Below are 16713 nucleotides of genomic sequence, written 5' to 3' on the forward strand. Positions count from 1 at the left end.
TGATCCTCGAACCCCCGCCGGCCTGCCGGCGGGGGTTCTTCCGTGTGCCCGGGGCGGAGTCGGACCGCGACGGCGGACCGTGGAGCGCCGAAGCAAGCCGGGCTGCGCCATGACCCCTGAACGAGTGGTCCCCCCTATTGGGGACCCCGATTGTCCCCATCCGAACACGAGGAACTGCCAGGATCAACCTGGCGCCAACGACCGTTCTCCCTGATCCTCCGGTCGGTCTCGGTGCCCGCATCGTCTCGACCCGAAAGTGATCATGCAGCGTACGAACCCGGGCACCGCTGTGCCCAGAAGCCGTCCCGGCCTGCGCGCCGTCGCCATGCTCGGCGCCGCGCTCCTCGCCGGCGTCGGTCTGACCCAGGCCGTCGTGGCCGACCCCGCCGCCGCAGCCGGCGCGCTCGCCTGCGACCAGAACACGCTGTACGGCATCAACACCGCCGCGAACCAGCTCGCCGCCATCGACGCCACCACCGGTGCCGTCACGAACATCACGAGCATGGCGCCGGGCGACAACGCCCTCGCGGTCGCCCGCAACGGTGTCGCCGCGTACGCGTCGATCAACAACGGCAACACGATCACTGGGTACGACGCGGTGAACGATGCCCGGATTGCCGACGTGACCGCCGCGGACCCGAACGGCAGCCACCAGCTGCTCCGTGGTGCGATCAACCCGGCGACCGGCATCTACTACTACGCGAGCGGCGCGAACCCCGCGTACCTCGGTGCGTACGACACGAAGACCGGCGCGAAGATCGGCCAGGTCGGCACCATCGGCAACCTGCTCACCAACAAGAACGGTGACATGGCGTTCAGCACCCGCGGGCTGCTGTTCGTCGTCACCGGCAACGAGATCCGTCGCGTCGACACCGAGACGGTCCCGACGACCGCGGGCACCACGGCTCTGACCACCTCGAAGGTCGCGACCCTTCCGATCGACGCGAGCACGAGCGGCAGCCCCGGCATCGCGTTCTCGTCCGACGGCTACCTGTTCGCCTCGGTCGGCTCCACCATGTACAAGATCGATCCGGGTTCGGGCGCGCAGGTCAGCACGTTCACGATCGCGAACGGCTACGCACCGAGCGACCTGGCGTCCTGCAACTACGCCAACACCCTGGCGGCGCAGTCGAGTGTCGACCAGCGGTGGAGTCCGTCCGACCAGTTCGGCCTGGCGGTGACCGGCGGCGGCGTCTCGACGGGCAACACGGCCACCACCAACGGCACGGCCGCCGGCACCCAGCCCCAGAAGGCGGGCGCGGTCCTGTCGACTCCGAACAAGACCTACACGGCCCGCCAGACGGCGGTGGGCACCACCGACCCGTCGAACTACACGACCACGTGGAAGGCCGTGAACCTGAACAGCGACGCGGTCGTCGCCAGCGGCACCGGCACCACGGGGACCTTCACGTTCCCGGCAGCCACCACCGCGGACGGTACGGACGTCCTGGTCACCTTCACGAACACGCTGAAGGCCACGCACGTCAGCACCAGCAGCGACACCGCCACGACCCCCACGGGCACGGCGCTGTCGGTGCCCGCATCATCGGGTGTGCTCGCGAACGACCAGGGGACCGGCCTGTCCGTGGTCTCGAACACCACGCCGGCGCACGGCACCGCCACGGTCGCCGCCGACGGCTCGTACACGTACACCCCGGCCGGCGGGTTCTCCGGCTCGGACACGTTCCAGTACACGGCGAAGGACTCGTCGGGGCAGACCTCGACCAGCACCGTGACCGTCACCGTCGCACCGAAGGGCTCCGACGACGCGTACAGCGTGCACGCGGGCACCGTGCTCAAGGTGAACGCCGCGGAGGGCGTCCTGACGAACGACCGCGGGTCGGACCTGACCCTCACCGGCCACGGTCAGCCGTCGCACGGTCTGGTGAAGATCGGCCCCGACGGGTCGTTCTCCTACGGCGCCGACAAGGGCTACTCCGGTCCGGACGCGTTCACGTACACGGCGAAGGACGGCTCCGGCGCGACCGTCACCGCGACGGTGCGGCTCACCGTCCTGCCGACCGCGACGGCCGACGCCGCCACCGCGACGGCCGGCGCGCCGACGACCGGCAATGTGCTCGACAATGACCTGGGCACCGGCCTGACGGTCACGGGCAACAGCACCCCCGCAAACGGCTCGGCGACGGTGCGTCCGGACGGCTCGTACTCGTACACCCCGGCCGCCGGGTTCTCCGGCACCGACTCCTTCACGTACACCGTGACCGACGGCAGCGGCGGGACCGACACCGTCACCGTGACCGTGCAGGTCGCCCCGGCCGCGCAGGACGACACCGTCAAGGTCGCCGCGGGCGGCACCGCCACCGCCAGCACCCGGGCGACCGGCGTGCTCGGCAACGACTCCGGCACCGGGCTCACCGTGGCGTCGAACACGTCCCCCTCGCACGGTGCGCTGACGCTGGACAAGGCCACCGGCACCTTCACGTACACGCCGGCCGAGGGGTACTCCGGCCCGGACGCGTTCATGTACACGGCGGTCGACGGCTCCGGCTCGCCGAGCACCGCGACCGTCTCCATCACGGTCAACCCGACCATCGGTGCCGACACCGCGTCGACGGACTCCGGCACCCCGGTGACGATCGACGTGCAGGCCAACGACCGTGGCTCGGACCTCGAGACCACGATCGTCACCGGTCCGACCCACGGCACGGCCGTCGTCGCAGCGGACGGCTCGGTCGAGTACACGCCGACCGCCGGCGCGTCCGGCAACGACTCGTTCACCTACACGGTGACCGACGGCAGCGGTGTCACCACCGGTGCGGCGACCGTCACGATCACCGTGCGACCCGTCGCGACCGCCGACACGGTGTCGACCCGGGCCGATCAGCCGCTGACCCTCGACGCCGCCACCCTGACCGGCAACGACCGGGGCACGGGGCTGACCGTCACCGACGTGACCGCAAGCGGGGCCGCCGGCGGCGGCACCGGCAACAACACCGGCGAGACCGGCACCGGCAGCGGCACCGGCAGCGGCACCGGCAGCGGCACCGGCACCGGCGAGACCGGCGCCGCCCGCGCCACCGTCACGCTCGACCGTGCCACCGGCCGCGTCGTCTACACCCCGGCCGACGGCTTCTCGGGCACGGACACCTTCACCTACACGGTGGTCGACGGAGCAGGTCGCTCCACCACCGGCACGGTCACGGTCGTCGTCGGCCCCCGCGCCACGGCCGACACCGCCACCGCCACGGCCGGCTCGACGCTGACCGTCGCGAAGGGCGACGGCGTGCTCGCGAACGACCGCGGCACCGGCCTGACCGCGACCGTCGACCAGCAGCCCGCGCACGGCACGGTCGAGCTCGCCGCGAACGGCTCGTACACGTACACGCCGAAGGACGGCTTCTCGGGCACGGACACCTTCACCTACACGGCGACGGACCCTGCCGGCCGCACCACCACCGGCACCGTGACGGTCACGGTCCGCCCCGGTACGGAGCCCGACACCATCACGGTCGCGGCGGGTGGCAGCACCACGGTCACCTCCGGCGCCCTGACGGGCAACGACCACGGCACCGGCCTGACGGTCGTGTCCGTCACCGACGGCAAGAACGGCACCGCGACCCGCAACGACGACGGCACGATCACGTACGCGCCGAAGGACGGCTTCTCCGGTACGGACACCGTCACCTACACGGTGACGGACCCGTCGGGCGCCACGAACACCGGCACCGTGACGGTCACCGTCACCCCGGTCGCCGGCGGCGGGTCGACCTCGGCCGAGGCCGACGCGACCACCACCGTGCCGGCCGGCACTGGACTGCTCGACGGTGCGAAGGGCACCGACCTGGCGGTCACCGACCACACGAAGCCCTCGCACGGCGAGGTGACGGTCGACGAGGACGGCTCGTACACGTACAAGCCCGAGCCGGGTTACTCCGGCCCGGATGAGTTCGACTACACGGTCACCGACGGCTCCGGTGGGACCACCACGGGCACCGTGACGATCGTCGTCGCCCCGAAGGCCGCCGCGGACACCGCGACGACGAGCGCCGCGACCCCGGTCGACGTCGCCGTCACCGGCAACGACTCGGGCACGGAGCTCGCCGTCACCGCGGTCTCGAAGCCCGGCCACGGCACCGCCACGATCACCGGCAGCGCGACGACCGGCGGAACCGGCGGCGGCGCAACCGGCCCGACCGGTGCCAGCTCGGTCACGTACACGCCCGCCGGCGGGTTCTCCGGCACGGACACGTTCACCTACACGGTGACCGACCCGACCGGCGGCACCGCGACGGCGACCGTCACCGTGACCGTCACGCCGACCGCGGTCGCCGACGCCCTGCGCACCGCGGCGAACACCGCGCTGCCGATCAGCGGCGCGACCCTGACCGGCAACGACCGCGGCACCGGCCTCGCCGTCACCGCGCACGGCCGCGCTGAGCACGGCACCGTGACCGAGGGCACCGAGCCCGGCTCGCTCGTCTACACCCCGGCGAAGGGCTTCTCCGGCGCGGACACGTTCGAGTACACGGTGACCGACGGTGCCGGACGGACCTCGACCGCGACGGTCACGGTCGTCGTCGGCGTCGCCGCGATCGACCACTGGCACACCATGTCGACGAACCGCAGCATGCGCATGGCCGCCGACAAGGGCGTGCTGGTCGGTGACTCCGGTCGTGGGCTCTGGGCCGCCATGGAGACGAAGCCGTTCAACGGAACGCTGTCGCTCGAGAAGGACGGCTCGTACGTCTACACGCCCACGTCGAACTGGTCCGGCCGTGACTGGTTCACCTACTCGGCCAACGACGCCGACGGCACCGCGGCGTTCGCGCGCGTCATCATCGACGTCGCCCCGTCCGCGAAGGACGACAAGGCGACGACCACGGCCGGCAAGACGGTCCGGGTCGCCGGCCACGGCGTGCTCGGCAACGACCACGGTGACGCCCTGACGGTCGTCGCGGTGGGTCAGGCCCGTCACGGCACGGCCTCCATCGCCGCCGACGGCACGTTCGTCTACACCCCGGCGAAGGGCTTCTCGGGCACCGACACCGTCACGTACCGTGCGCAGGACTCGATGGAGCAGCAGGTCGACGCCACCGTCACGATCACGGTCGGCATCGCCGCAGCGGACGACACCGGGCACACCGTGTCCGGCACGCCCGTCACCCGTGACGCCCGCCACGGCCTGCTCGCCGACGACCAGGGCACCGGCCTCACCGCCGCCCCGGCCCGGAAGCCCGCCCACGGCACCGTGACGATCCAGCGGAACGGCGCGTACGTCTACACGCCGGCCGCCGGCTTCACCGGCACGGACGCCTTCACCTACACGGTGACGGACGCCTCGGGGCAGACGGCCACCGCCACCGCGACCATGACCGTGGTCGCCGTGGCGGTCGCCACCGACGACTCCGCCACCGGGATCGTCGGACACCGGGTCGTCGTGGATCCGCTCGACAACGACTCCGCCACCGGCGGCGCCGCGTTCGAGCCGGGCACGCTGCACCTGCTCCACCCGGAGTCCGGCACACCGACCGACCGCGTGGTCGTCGCCGACGAGGGCACGTGGACCATCCGCGACGGCCGGGTCGTCTTCACCCCGCAGGAAGGCTTCACCGGAACTACCTTCATCGGTTACGAGATCACCGACAGCGCGGGACAGACGGTCAGCGCGACCGTCACAGTCCGGTTCCCGACCGGGCTCGCCGCGATCGTCCACGGCACCGAGCTCGCCTTCACGGGCGTGACCGGGCTGGTCGGCCTCGGGCTCGCGGCACTCGCGCTCATGCTGGCGGGCGTGCTCCTGGTGACCCGACGACGGATCGCGGTCCGTGTCGCGCCGGGCATCCGCCGCAGCGCACGTCCGTAACAGGGCACCGGACTGGAGGCCCGGATCACCGCAGCAGACCCGCTGCGGTGATCCGGGCCTCCTGTCTGCGCGCGGGGCGCGACCGCCTACGCGACGGGCGCGATGAGCTGCGGTCCGTCGTTCCGCACGCTGTTCACCGTGCGGGAGACCTCGTACTGCTCCAGGCCCGCGGCCACCGCAAGCGACTCGTGGTCGAGCAGGGCGAGCAGGTCGTCTGAGCGGAGGTCGCCGCCGAGCCAGTCGTCGTAACCGTCGGGCGTCAGGAACGCGGGCATGCGGTCGTGGACCTCGCCCGGGGCGACGTGGGCGTCACGGGTGATGATCGCGAGCGACAGGCGCCACTTGTCCGGGTCGCCCTCGGGCTTCGTGGGGTCGGGCCAGGCGCTGACGACGCCGGCCATCGCCAGGGCGCCGCCGGGTTCGTGCACGAAGTGGGGTTCCTTGCCGTCCTCGCGCACCACCCACTCGTAGTACCCCTGCGCCGGGACGATGCATCGGTTCGTGGCGAAGGCCCGCTTGAACATGCCGCTCGTCGCGACCGTCTCGATGCGGGCGTTGATCGGCTTCGGGCGCTGCTTCTGGAAGTCCTTCGCCCAGCTCGGCACGAAGCCCCAGCTGATCTGCGGCAGCTCGCGTTCACCGTGCCGCTGGCGGACGGCGTACACGGGGTCGGTCGGGGCGACGTTCCAGCTCGGGGCGAGGCCAGGGTGCACCTCGCCGGTGTCCTCGTCGACGTGCTCGGTCCGGGCGGCGAGCTCGCCCATGAGCTCGGGCAACAGATCGGCCGTGGTGTCGGAGACGACGAACCTTCCACACATGCGCCCAGTGTGCCCGACGCCGCCGACAGTGGTGCGCGTCGGGGCGCGCCGTTCACGCTTCGTGAGCAGGAATGGTCGAGTGCCCGACAGCAACTCGACCGCTTCTGCTCACGAAGTGGGGCGTGCGGGCGTCTCGGGTGCGGGTGCGGGTGCGGGCTCGAGGGACTCGGCGGCCAGGCGGGCTCGTTCGGAGCGGCCGAGGCGGATGACGTACTCCGACAGCCCGACCGTGTACACCGCGATCCAGAGCACGTGGAACCAGCTGGCGGGCCCGAGGATGAACGCCCCGAGGACGGCGACGAGACCCGAACCGAGCAACGGTGCGACGCGGGCGAGCGTGCCGATCAACCCCCGCCGAAGCAGGACCGTGTCGGTGCGGACGATCTCGCGGTGCTCCGGCAGGACCGGCACCGGCCGACGCTGCACGTACAGCTGTGTGGCTCCCCGCGCGGCGAGCTGCCACGAGGGCCGCACCTGCCGACCGTTGATCGTCGTCGAGGGGTCCGGCGGCCGCCACGTCGGGATGTACGCGAAGGTGAGCAGTCCGACGCCGAGCGCCAGCAGCACCATCGCGACCACGCTGCGGACCGGAGTGGTCCCCGTCCAGTCGACCCGGGCCTCCAGGACGGCCATGCCGACCAGCGCGACGACCGCCGCGATGCCGGACCACAGGGCGGCACGACGGACGCGTGCCGGATCCAGCACGTCCGTGACGTGCCGACGGAAGACCTGCCACCCGATCTTGAACACTCATCATGTCTACCCGGTGCTGGTGCGGGGTGCCCGGGCGCTCGCGTTCGTGAGCAGAAGATGTCGGGTGCGGGCGGGGGACTCGACATCTTCTGCTCACCAAGCGAGGCGCTCGCATCCGCACCGCGCGCCGGCCCGCGCCGCCCCCACTCGGACACGCCCGAGCGCCCTGCGCCCGGAGCCACCGCACCCGCGACGTGGTGCTGCCGCTCAGGATTCGTCCAGGCGAGCACGGTGACCTCGGATCATGAGTCTCGACATCGTCTACACCGCCGCTGCCCACGCCACCGGAGGCGGCCGCGACGGACACGTCCGCAGCGAGGACGACCGGCTCGACCTCGACACCCGCCCGCCCAAGGAGATGGGCGGCAGCGGCGAGGGCACCAACCCCGAGCAGCTCTTCGCCGCCGGGTACGCCGCGTGCTTCCTCGGTGCCCTGCACGCCGCCGGCAAGGAGCTCGAGGTCGACACCACCGGCGCCGAGGTCTCCGCCGAGGTCGGCATCGGCGGCACCGGCGACGGCGCCTTCGGCCTCGCGGTGGAGCTCGACGTCTACGCCCCGAACGCCCCGCAGGAGCAGCGTCAGCGACTGGCCGAGCGTGCACACGAGATCTGCCCGTACTCGAACGCCACCCGCGGCAACATCACCGTCACGCTGTCCATCGTCGACTAGCGTTCGGCCGGTGGTCACCGACACGACGCGCTGCCCCTGCCTGAGCGGCAACCCCTACGGGGAGTGCTGCGGCCCCCTGCACGCCGGGGCCGTGGCGCCGACCGCGGAACGGCTCATGCGCTCCCGCTTCAGCGCCTTCGCGCTGGGCCTGCCGGAGTACCTGCTGCTCACCTGGCACCCGCGCACCCGCCCGGCGGGTATCGAGTTGGACCCGACCCAGCGCTGGACCCGGTTGGACGTGCTGGCGACCACCTCGGGAGGCCCGTTCGACTCCCACGGCACCGTCACGTTCCGCGCGTGGTGGCGTTCCGACGACGAGCGCGGCACGCTCGAGGAGACGAGCGACTTCGTCCGCGAGCAGGGACGATGGTTCTACGTGGACGGCGTGGTCGCCTGACGACTGCGCACCACGCCAGCTGACAGGAGCCCACATGCCCGCACGCGACCTCACCCGCTTCGGCGACCGGACCACGGCCGCCGAGGTCGTCGACGGCCTCGACCTGACGGGGCGCACGGCGATCGTCACCGGCGCTGCGTCCGGCATCGGCGTGGAGACCTCCCGAGCCCTCGCCGGAGCCGGGGCGCGCGTGACCCTGGCGGTGCGGGACGTCGATGCCGGCCGACGGGTGGCGGACGACATCGCCCGGACGACGGGGACGGAAGCACCGGCCGTCCTGGAGCTGCACCTGGACCGTCCGGCTTCCGTCGAGGCCTTCGCCGCAGCGTGGTCGGGGCCGCTCGACGTGCTCGTCGCCAACGCGGGCATCATGGACGCGCCCGAGTCGTACACGCCCGCCGGGTGGGAGTCGCACTTCGCGACCAACCACCTCGGGCACTTCGCCCTCGCGCTCGGGCTGCACGACTCCCTGGCCGCCTCGGGTTCGGCACGGATCGTCTCGGTGTCGTCGAGCGGACACGGTGGTTCGCCCGTCGTGTTCGACGACCTGTTCTTCCGCCGGCGTCCCTACGAGCCCGGACTCGCGTACGGGCAGTCGAAGACCGCCAACGTGCTGTTCGCCGTCGCTGCCGGCAGCCGGTGGGCCGCCGACGGCATCACCGCGAACGCCCTCATGCCCGGCGGGATCTGGACCGGGCTGCAGAAGCACTGGGACCCGGAGGTCCTGGCCGCCACGAAGATCGCCGCGGCCGATGCCGTGAAGACCCCGGAGCAGGGAGCCGCGACCTCGGTCCTGCTCGCCACCGCGCCCGAACTCGACGGGGTCACGGGCCGGTACTTCGAGGACTGCCACGAAGCAGCGGTGGTCGAGCGGATCGAGGACGGCCTGCACGGCGTGCTGCCATGGGCGCTCGATCCGGACCAGGCCGATCGGCTGTGGGACGTCTCCGTCGCGCTGCTCGACGCCGAGGCGCGGTCCCGCGGCTGAGCGAGGCTCCCGGGTCCGGCTAGCTGCCGATGACGGCGGGCAGGTCGACCGCGGTGCGCATCGCCCGGCGGACCCCGGCCTCGTCGGGGAGCAGCTCGTCCTCGTCACCGGTCAGGAAGAACCGGATCTGCCCGATCGCCTGCTCGGTGAGCATGTCGAGGCCGTTCAGCACGCGGCCCCCGGCCTCGGTCCACCGGCTGGCGACCACGGTGGGCCACGGTTCGTAGGCGACGTCGAACAGGACGGCGTCCAGCCCCGACGGACGGAACTCGAGCGGATCCGCGGCACCGCCCGGCAGCGTCGAGAGGACGAACCCGTGGTGGGTGCCGGCGAGTTCGGCCAACGGGTGGACCTCGAGCGTCACCCCGAGCCGGACGGCCAGGTCGACCAGCGCGTGCGTCTTCGCGGTGTCGCGGACGAACACCCGGACGAGCGATGCCCCGAGCCGGACGGCAGCGGTCAGGGCGCTCGCCGCGGTGGCTCCGCCGCCCAGGACCGTGGCCTCGCCGGGAAGGTGTCCGAGTGCCTCGACCGGGCGGACGAGCCCCTGCACGTCGGTGTTCGCGCCGGCTCGGACGAGCGTGGAGCCCTCGTGGCGGAACGCGACCGTGTTGGCGACCCCGAGCTCGTCGACGAGCGGGGTGGTGCGGTCGAGCAGCGGCAGCACCTCACGCTTGAGCGGCATCGTGAGGCTCAGCCCACGCCATTCCGGACCCAGCCCCGCGACGAACGCGGCGAGCTCGCCGGACGCGACCTCGTGCCTCCCGTACGTGAAGGGCAGGTCGAGCGCATCGTAGGCCGCAGCGTGGAGCGTGGGCGAGAGCGAGTGCGCGATGGGGGAGCCGAGCACCGCGAGGTGCGTGCGGCCTGGATCGGTGAACGCCACGGTCACCCAGCCTAGCCAGCCGTTTTCCTGCGCACCCCGTTAGGTTAGGCTACCCTTCGTGAACCGTTCTCCCTTGCGTCTCCGACGCGTGCTCGCCGCAGCCGGCGCCGTCGTCGCAGCGTCCCTCGTCCTCGCCGGCTGCGCGTCCGGCTCCGGCTCCTCGACCGACTCGGCGTCGTCGGGGTCGTCCGACGCCGCGTTCCCGGTCTCGATCACGACCGGCCTCGGCACCACCACCATCGAGTCGGCACCGAAGCGCGTCGTCGCGCTCGGGTGGGGCGACGCCGAGACCGCGCTCGAGCTCGGTGTGCAGCCGGTCGGTGCGAGCGACTGGCTCGCGTTCGGCGGCGACGGTGTCGGTCCGTGGCTCAAGGGTGCGTACGACAAGTCCCCGAAGATCATCCAGACGCTCGAGCCGAGCTACGAGGACATCCTCAAGCTGAACCCCGACGTGATCCTCGACGTGAAGTCCTCGGGTGACAAGGAGCGGTACGACAAGCTCTCCGCGATCGCGCCGACCGTGGCGATCCCGAAGGGCGGCGCGAACTACCTCGCGTCGACCGAGCAGCAGACGACCATGATCGCGAAGGCGCTCGGCAAGGAGTCCGAGGGCAAGAAGCTGCTCTCCGGCCTCGACGACGCCTACGCCGCAGCACGCAAGGCGCACCCGGACTTCGAGGGCAAGACAGCCGTCGTCGGTGCCTACAGTTCCGAGGGCTTCGGGGCGTACGCCTCCACCGACAGCCGTTCGACCTTCATGCGGAACCTCGGCTTCGAGATCCCGAAGGCCATCGACGAGCAGGCCGGCAAGGAGTTCTCCGTGCACCTGTCCGACGAGAACCTCGACCTGCTCGACGCCGACCTGACGCTGATCCTGCCGATCTACGTCGACGCGTCGGAGGCCTCGTCGAACAAGCTGTTCCAGAAGGTGCCGTCGGTCGAGGCTGGACACTCGATCGTCTTCGACGACAAGGACGTGTCGTCCGCGTTCTCGATGGGCACCACGGCTGCCATCGAGTGGGCGCTCGACAAGCTGCCGGCGCAGTTCGAGGAGAAGCTCGGCTAGCGCAGGTCTCGACCTGCACGCGAAAGCGACAGGGTGCCGCCGATGTCCGGTGGCACCCTGTCGCTTTCGCAGTTCGGGGGAGGGGGAGCTGGGCTAGACGCCGATGGTGGAACCCAGCAGCGCGAAGAGCAGCGCGATCAGGGGGAGCGTGCCCTGCTTGAACGCGGAGTTGACGTACTTGCGACCCGAGCCGACCAGGATCACCGCGGCACCGAGCATGCTCGCGGTCGAGAACACCACGAGGGTCCAGCCGCTCACGGTGTTGCCAGCCAGCACGAGCACGACGCCGAGGATCGCCCCGATCGCCAGGAACAGGTTGTAGAAGCCCTGGTTGAAGGCGAGCGAACGGGTCGCCACGGCTTCGGTCTCGGAAGCGATGCCGAAGATCCGGCGCGCTTGCGGACTGGTCCAGATGACCGATTCGAGGAAGAAGATGTACACGTGGATGAGGCCCGCGAGGACCGCACAGACACCCGAGATCACCAGCAGGACCGACATGTGCACATTCTCGCAGCAGCGGGCCGGGTTCCGCTGCACGTCCGCCAGTAGGCTCGGACCATGAACGACGACGTCACCCTGTCCGAGGCCGACGCGAGCGCCGTCGCCGAACTGCGGAGCATCCGGCAGAGCATCGACAACATCGACGCCGCCGTGATCCACATGCTCGCGGAACGCTTCAAGTACACGCAGCGCGTGGGGCACCTGAAGGCCGAGTCGGGCATGCCCGCCGCCGACCCGGACCGCGAACGGATCCAGGTCGCACGGCTCCGGTCGCTCGCCGCCGACTCCCACCTCGACCCCGCCTTCGCCGAGAAGTTCCTGAACTTCATCGTCGCCGAGGTCATCCACCACCACGAGCGCATCGCGGGCCGCGACGAATGAGCGCCGAGCTGCCGTCGCTGCTCATCGGGTCGTACACGGCGACCGGTGGCGGCAACGCCACGGGCATCTCGCTGGTCGACGCCGGACCGGTCGGAGCCGTTCCGGCGCCCCGGACCGTCGCGGTGCTCGACGACCCCTCGTTCCTGGCGGTCTCGGGTGACCGGGTCTACGCGGTCTCCGAGACGAACGACGGTGCCGTGTCGGCCTTCCGGCTGCAGGGCGGCGCACTCGAGCACCTGTGGGACGCCCCCGCCGGTGGGGACGCCCCGTGCCACGTGCGGGTCGACCCCTCGGGCGCGCTCGTCGTCACGAACTACGTCTCGGGCACGGTCACGGCGATCTCGCTCGCCCCGGCCGAGTCGCACGCCGCCTCGGTGACCGCCAGCGACGGCGTGGTGCTGCACGGGGACGCCGACCAGCGCTCCGTGCCGACCGAGGCCGTCGCGGTCGCCGTGCTGCCCGACGCGACGGGTCCTGACGACGACCGCCAGGACGGCCCGCACGCCCACCAGTCGATCGCCACCCCGGACGGCACGGTGCTCGTCGCCGACCTCGGCGGCGATGCCCTGCACGAGTTCCGCGTCACGGTGTCGGCCGACGGGGTCCCCACCATCGAGGCGCTCCGCGTGCACCACGTGACACCCGGCGCCGGCCCGAGGCACATGGCTTGGGTCGACGGTGGCCTGCTCGTCGCCGGTGAACTCGACGGGCGTGTGCACCGGCTGCGCCGTGACGACTCCGGGTCGTTCGTGACGGTCGCCGCCGTGCCGACGTTCGACGGCGCCGTGGGGGAGTCGCTGCTGAGCCACATCGAGGTCGACGAGGCCGGCCGCGTGTACGTGGCGGTGCGGGGGCGGGACCTGCTCGTGGTGCTCGACGCACGTGACGGCGGGCTCGCCGTCGTCGGGTCGGTGTCCTGCGGTGGGGTCTGGCCGCGGCACTTCGCTCGGGTGCCCGGGTTCGTCCTGGTGGCGAACCAGATGTCCGACGCCGTCGCCGTGCTGCCGCTCGACGCCGAGGGCATGCCCGGCGAAGCCGTCGCGCAGATCCCGGTCGGCACCCCGACCTGCGTCGTCCCGCTCTGACGTCGGGACCAGCCGGCTAGAACTCGATCAGGTTCTCGAACGGGCGACCCTCGGCCAGCGCGGCGACCTGCTTGCGCATCAGCTCGATCGACCGCGGCACGCTCAGGTCGGTGTTGCCGCCGACGTGCGGGGTGAGCACGGTGTTCGGCGTCGTCCAGAGCGGGTGCCCGGCGGGCAGGGGCTCCGGGTCGGTGACGTCGAGGGCCGCGAACAGCCGCTCCGACCGCAGCTCGGCGACCAGGGCGTCGGTGTCGACGACCTTGCCGCGCGCCACGTTCACCACGAGGGCACCATCCGGCAGCGCCGCGAGCAGCTCCGCGTCGACCAGGCGTTCGGTCTCGGCGGTGAGCGGCGCGATGAGCACGAGGACGTCGGTCGTCGGAGCCAGCTCGGGCAGCTCGCCGAACGCGTGCACGTGCCGGCCGTCCTGCTCGCGAGCGGTCCGGGCGACCACGGTCACCTCGGTGCGGAACGCCTCGAACCGGGTGGCGATCGCGGACCCGATCGCCCCGTAGCCGACGACGGTCACCCGGCGGTCGGCGAGCGATCGGGTCTCGCGGGAGTCCCAGACGCCGTTCGCCCGGTCGACCTGGAACGCCGAGATCTCACGGAGCGACGTCAGCGCGAGGCCGACCGCGAGCTCGGCGGTCTCGTCGTCGTGGATGCCGCGACCGTTCGCCAGCTGCGCGTGACCCGGCACGTGCGGGACGGCGTGCTCGTACCCGGCGCTCGGCAGCTGCAGCAGCTGGAGCTCGGGCAGGTCGTGCACGAACTGCCAGCGGTGCCGCCCCTCGAAGTAGAACGGCAGGAACGTGATCGCGACGTCGTCCGGGCGACCGTACGGCGACTCGACGTCCCAGACGTCCAGCTCGATGCCGTCCGGCACGGGGCCGAACCGGTCGACGAGCTCGGCGAAGGGCAGGGTGACGATCGGCATCCGCGACCCGGACCTAGGCGTCGGTGCGCGGGGAGAATGCACCGTCGGAGTCGAGCGGCCCGCGGCCGACGTACCCCTCGGTGACGTCCTCGACGATCACGTCGCCGAAGCGGGCCGGCAGCGTCGCGGCGTGGGTGCCGCGCAGCTCGTCGACCGTGGCCTCGAACGCGCCCTGGACCTCGAGCGTGCTCGACGTCGCGTCGGTCACGCCGATGCGCAGTACCGGGAAGCCCCGGCCGTCGCACATGCCCTGGAACCGCACGTCGTCCTCGCGGCGGACGGTCACGATGACGCGACCGGTCGACTCGGAGAACAGCGCGGTTGCGGTGTCGATGCCGTCGCGGGTCTCGAGCTCGTCGAGGACCACGCGGGCGCCGATGCCGAAGCGGAGCACCGACTCGGCGAGCGACTGGCCGAGGCCGCCGTCCGCCAGGTCGTGGGCGCTGGTGAGCAGCTGCTCGCCGGACGCCGCGTACAGCAGCTCGGCGAGGGCCTTCTCGCGCTCGAGGTCGACCGCCGGCGGACGCCCGCCCAGGTGCCCGTGCACGGTGCCGGCCCACGCGGAGCCGTCGAGCTCGAGGCTCGTGGTGCCGAGCAGGTAGATGTTGTGGCCGTCGTCCTGCCACCCGGACGGCACGCGCTTGGCGACGTCGTCGATGATCCCGAGCACGCCGACGACGGGCGTCGGGTGGATGGGGGTCGAGCCGGTCTGGTTGTAGAACGACACGTTGCCGCCGGTGACCGGGATGCCGAGCTCCATGCAGCCGTCCGCCAGGCCCTCGACCGCCTCGGAGAACTGCCACATGACCTCGGGGTTCTCGGGGGAGCCGAAGTTCAGGCAGTCGGTGACGGCGGCGGGGACGGCACCGGTGACGGCGACGTTGCGGTAGGCCTCGGCCAGGGCCAGACGGGCACCCTGCTTCGGGTCGAGCTGGCAGTAGCGGCCGTTCGCGTCGGTGGCGATGGCGACACCGAGCCCGGTCTCCTCGTCGACGCGGATCATGCCGCCGTCGTCGGGGAAGGACAGCGCGGTGTTGCCGAGCACGTAGGTGTCGTACTGGTTCGTGACCCAGTTCTTCGACGCCAGGTTCGGCGAACCGAGCAGGCTGAGGAACTGCGCCTTCAGCGCGGGGCCGTCGGCCGGTCGGTCGAGCGAGGCGGCGGTGTCGGCCTGCAGTGCGTCGATCCAGGTCGGGTAGGCGACCGGGCGGTCGTAGACCGGGCCGTCGACGGCGACGGTGCGCGGGTCGACGTTCACGATCTCCTGGCCCTGCCAGTCGATGACGAGTCGGCCGGTGCCGGTGACCTCGCCCAGCACGCTGGTCTCGACCTCCCACTTGCCGACGACGCTGAGGAAGTCGTCGAGCTTGTCGGGGCGGACGACCGCCATCATGCGCTCCTGGCTCTCCGACATCAGGATCTCTTCAGCGGTGAGCGTGGGGTCGCGGAGCAGGACGTCGTCGAGCGAGATGTGCATGCCGCCGTCACCGTTGCTCGCGAGCTCCGAGGTGGCGCAGGAGATGCCCGCGGCGCCGAGGTCCTGGATGCCCTCGACCAGGTCCTTCTGGAACAGCTCGAGGCAGCACTCGATCAGGACCTTCTCGGCGAAGGGGTCGCCGACCTGCACGGCCGGACGCTTGGTCGGGCCGCCCTCGGTGAAGGTGTCGGACGCCAGGATCGACGCGCCGCCGATGCCGTCGCCACCGGTGCGGGCACCGAACAGGACGACCTTGTTGCCGGCACCGGACGCGTTCGCCAGGTGCAGGTCCTCGTGGCGGAGCACGCCGACCGCGAGGGCGTTGACCAGCGGGTTGCCCTGGTACACCGGGTCGAAGTAGGTCTCGCCGCCGATGTTCGGCAGGCCGAGGCAGTTGCCGTAGAACGAGATGCCACCGACGACGCCGTGCACGACGCGTGCGGTGTCCTCGTGGTCGATCGCGCCGAAGCGGAGCTGGTCCATCACGGCGACGGGGCGGGCGCCCATCGAGATGATGTCGCGGACGATGCCGCCGACACCGGTGGCCGCGCCCTGGTACGGCTCGACGTAGGACGGGTGGTTGTGCGACTCGACCTTGAAGGTCACCGCCCAGCCGTTGCCGACGTCGACGACACCGGCGTTCTCGCCCATGCCGACCATCAGGTTCTTCGTCATCTCCGGCGTGACCTTCTTGCCGAACTGACGGAGGTAGTTCTTCGAGGACTTGTAGGAGCAGTGCTCGCTCCACATCACCGAGTACATCGCCAGCTCACCCGAGGTGGGGCGGCGGCCGAGGATCTCCTTGATGCGGGCGTACTCGTCCGGCTTCAGGCCCAGCGCGTCGTACGGCTGCTCCTTGTCGGGGGTGGCTGCCGCGTCCTGCACGGTGTCGGGCTTCGGGCGAACGGGTGTCGTCACGGTGTCGTTGTT

General features: G+C 71.6%; 13 protein-coding genes. 7 read left to right on the top strand and 6 right to left on the bottom strand.

Annotated features, from left to right (window positions below):
* Positions 1-289 precede the first annotated feature (289 nt).
* Complete coding sequence (locus QRN49_RS09980; RefSeq protein WP_284755481.1) at positions 290-5824, top strand: Ig-like domain-containing protein; 5535 nt, start codon at positions 290-292, stop codon at positions 5822-5824.
* Between the two features lie 86 nt (positions 5825-5910).
* Here QRN49_RS09980 and QRN49_RS09985 read toward each other — a convergent pair whose 3' ends face one another.
* Both QRN49_RS09985 and QRN49_RS09990 read right to left on the bottom strand, forming a co-directional pair.
* A complete protein-coding gene (locus QRN49_RS09985) occupies positions 5911-6642 on the bottom strand; it encodes an SOS response-associated peptidase (protein WP_111024260.1) in 732 nt (243 codons plus the stop codon).
* A 108-nt stretch (positions 6643-6750) separates the two neighbouring features.
* Positions 6751-7392, bottom strand: a complete 642-nt coding sequence (locus QRN49_RS09990) for a hypothetical protein (protein ID WP_284755484.1) — start codon at positions 7390-7392, stop codon at positions 6751-6753.
* Positions 7393-7639: 247 nt separating this feature from the next.
* Here QRN49_RS09990 and QRN49_RS09995 point away from each other — a divergent pair, with 247 nt between their 5' ends.
* From QRN49_RS09995 to QRN49_RS10005, 3 genes are read left to right on the top strand one after another with little or no spacing between them, the layout of a single operon-like run.
* A complete protein-coding gene (locus tag QRN49_RS09995) occupies positions 7640-8065 on the top strand; it encodes an organic hydroperoxide resistance protein (RefSeq protein WP_071404380.1) in 426 nt (141 codons plus the stop codon).
* Between the two features lie 10 nt (positions 8066-8075).
* Positions 8076-8462: a YchJ family protein gene (locus tag QRN49_RS10000; protein WP_284755487.1), complete on the top strand. Its 387-nt coding sequence runs from the start codon at positions 8076-8078 to the stop codon at positions 8460-8462.
* Between the two features lie 34 nt (positions 8463-8496).
* Positions 8497-9450 (top strand): SDR family NAD(P)-dependent oxidoreductase, encoded by a 954-nt coding sequence (locus QRN49_RS10005; protein ID WP_284755489.1) that lies wholly within the window; start codon positions 8497-8499, stop codon positions 9448-9450.
* Positions 9451-9469: 19 nt separating this feature from the next.
* Here QRN49_RS10005 and QRN49_RS10010 read toward each other — a convergent pair whose 3' ends face one another.
* Positions 9470-10336, bottom strand: coding sequence for a shikimate dehydrogenase family protein (locus tag QRN49_RS10010; RefSeq protein WP_284755491.1), 867 nt, complete (start codon positions 10334-10336; stop codon positions 9470-9472).
* A 58-nt stretch (positions 10337-10394) separates the two neighbouring features.
* On the opposite strand from QRN49_RS10010, the gene QRN49_RS10015 reads away from it, so the two are divergent.
* Positions 10395-11402, top strand: coding sequence for an iron-siderophore ABC transporter substrate-binding protein (locus QRN49_RS10015; RefSeq protein ID WP_071404382.1), 1008 nt, complete (start codon positions 10395-10397; stop codon positions 11400-11402).
* A 93-nt stretch (positions 11403-11495) separates the two neighbouring features.
* On the opposite strand, the gene QRN49_RS10020 is transcribed toward QRN49_RS10015, so the two are convergent.
* Positions 11496-11900 (bottom strand): DUF1304 domain-containing protein, encoded by a 405-nt coding sequence (locus tag QRN49_RS10020; RefSeq protein ID WP_084740587.1) that lies wholly within the window; start codon positions 11898-11900, stop codon positions 11496-11498.
* Positions 11901-11960: 60 nt separating this feature from the next.
* On the opposite strand from QRN49_RS10020, the gene QRN49_RS10025 reads away from it, so the two are divergent.
* Both QRN49_RS10025 and QRN49_RS10030 read left to right on the top strand, forming a co-directional pair.
* Entirely contained in the window at positions 11961-12284 is a 324-nt protein-coding gene (locus QRN49_RS10025) for a chorismate mutase (protein ID WP_111024253.1), read from the top strand.
* Complete coding sequence (locus tag QRN49_RS10030) at positions 12281-13369, top strand: lactonase family protein (RefSeq protein ID WP_284755495.1); 1089 nt, start codon at positions 12281-12283, stop codon at positions 13367-13369. Before QRN49_RS10025 ends, QRN49_RS10030 begins: the two co-directional genes overlap by 4 nt.
* Before the next feature lie 16 nt (positions 13370-13385).
* Here the strand turns inward: QRN49_RS10030 and QRN49_RS10035 are convergent, their stop codons facing one another.
* Positions 13386-14306, bottom strand: a complete 921-nt coding sequence (locus QRN49_RS10035) for a 2-hydroxyacid dehydrogenase (RefSeq protein WP_182709610.1) — start codon at positions 14304-14306, stop codon at positions 13386-13388.
* Positions 14307-14319: 13 nt separating this feature from the next.
* Positions 14320-16701 carry a phosphoribosylformylglycinamidine synthase subunit PurL gene (gene purL, locus QRN49_RS10040; protein WP_284755500.1) on the bottom strand — a complete coding sequence of 794 codons (2382 nt, stop codon included), beginning with the start codon at positions 16699-16701 and terminating at the stop codon, positions 14320-14322.
* Between the last annotated feature and the right edge of the window lie 12 nt (positions 16702-16713).

It is taken from the genome of Curtobacterium sp. ME-Dv--P-122a, assembly GCF_030209645.1.
In the GTDB taxonomy this organism is placed as follows: Bacteria; Actinomycetota; Actinomycetes; order Actinomycetales; family Microbacteriaceae; genus Curtobacterium; species Curtobacterium flaccumfaciens.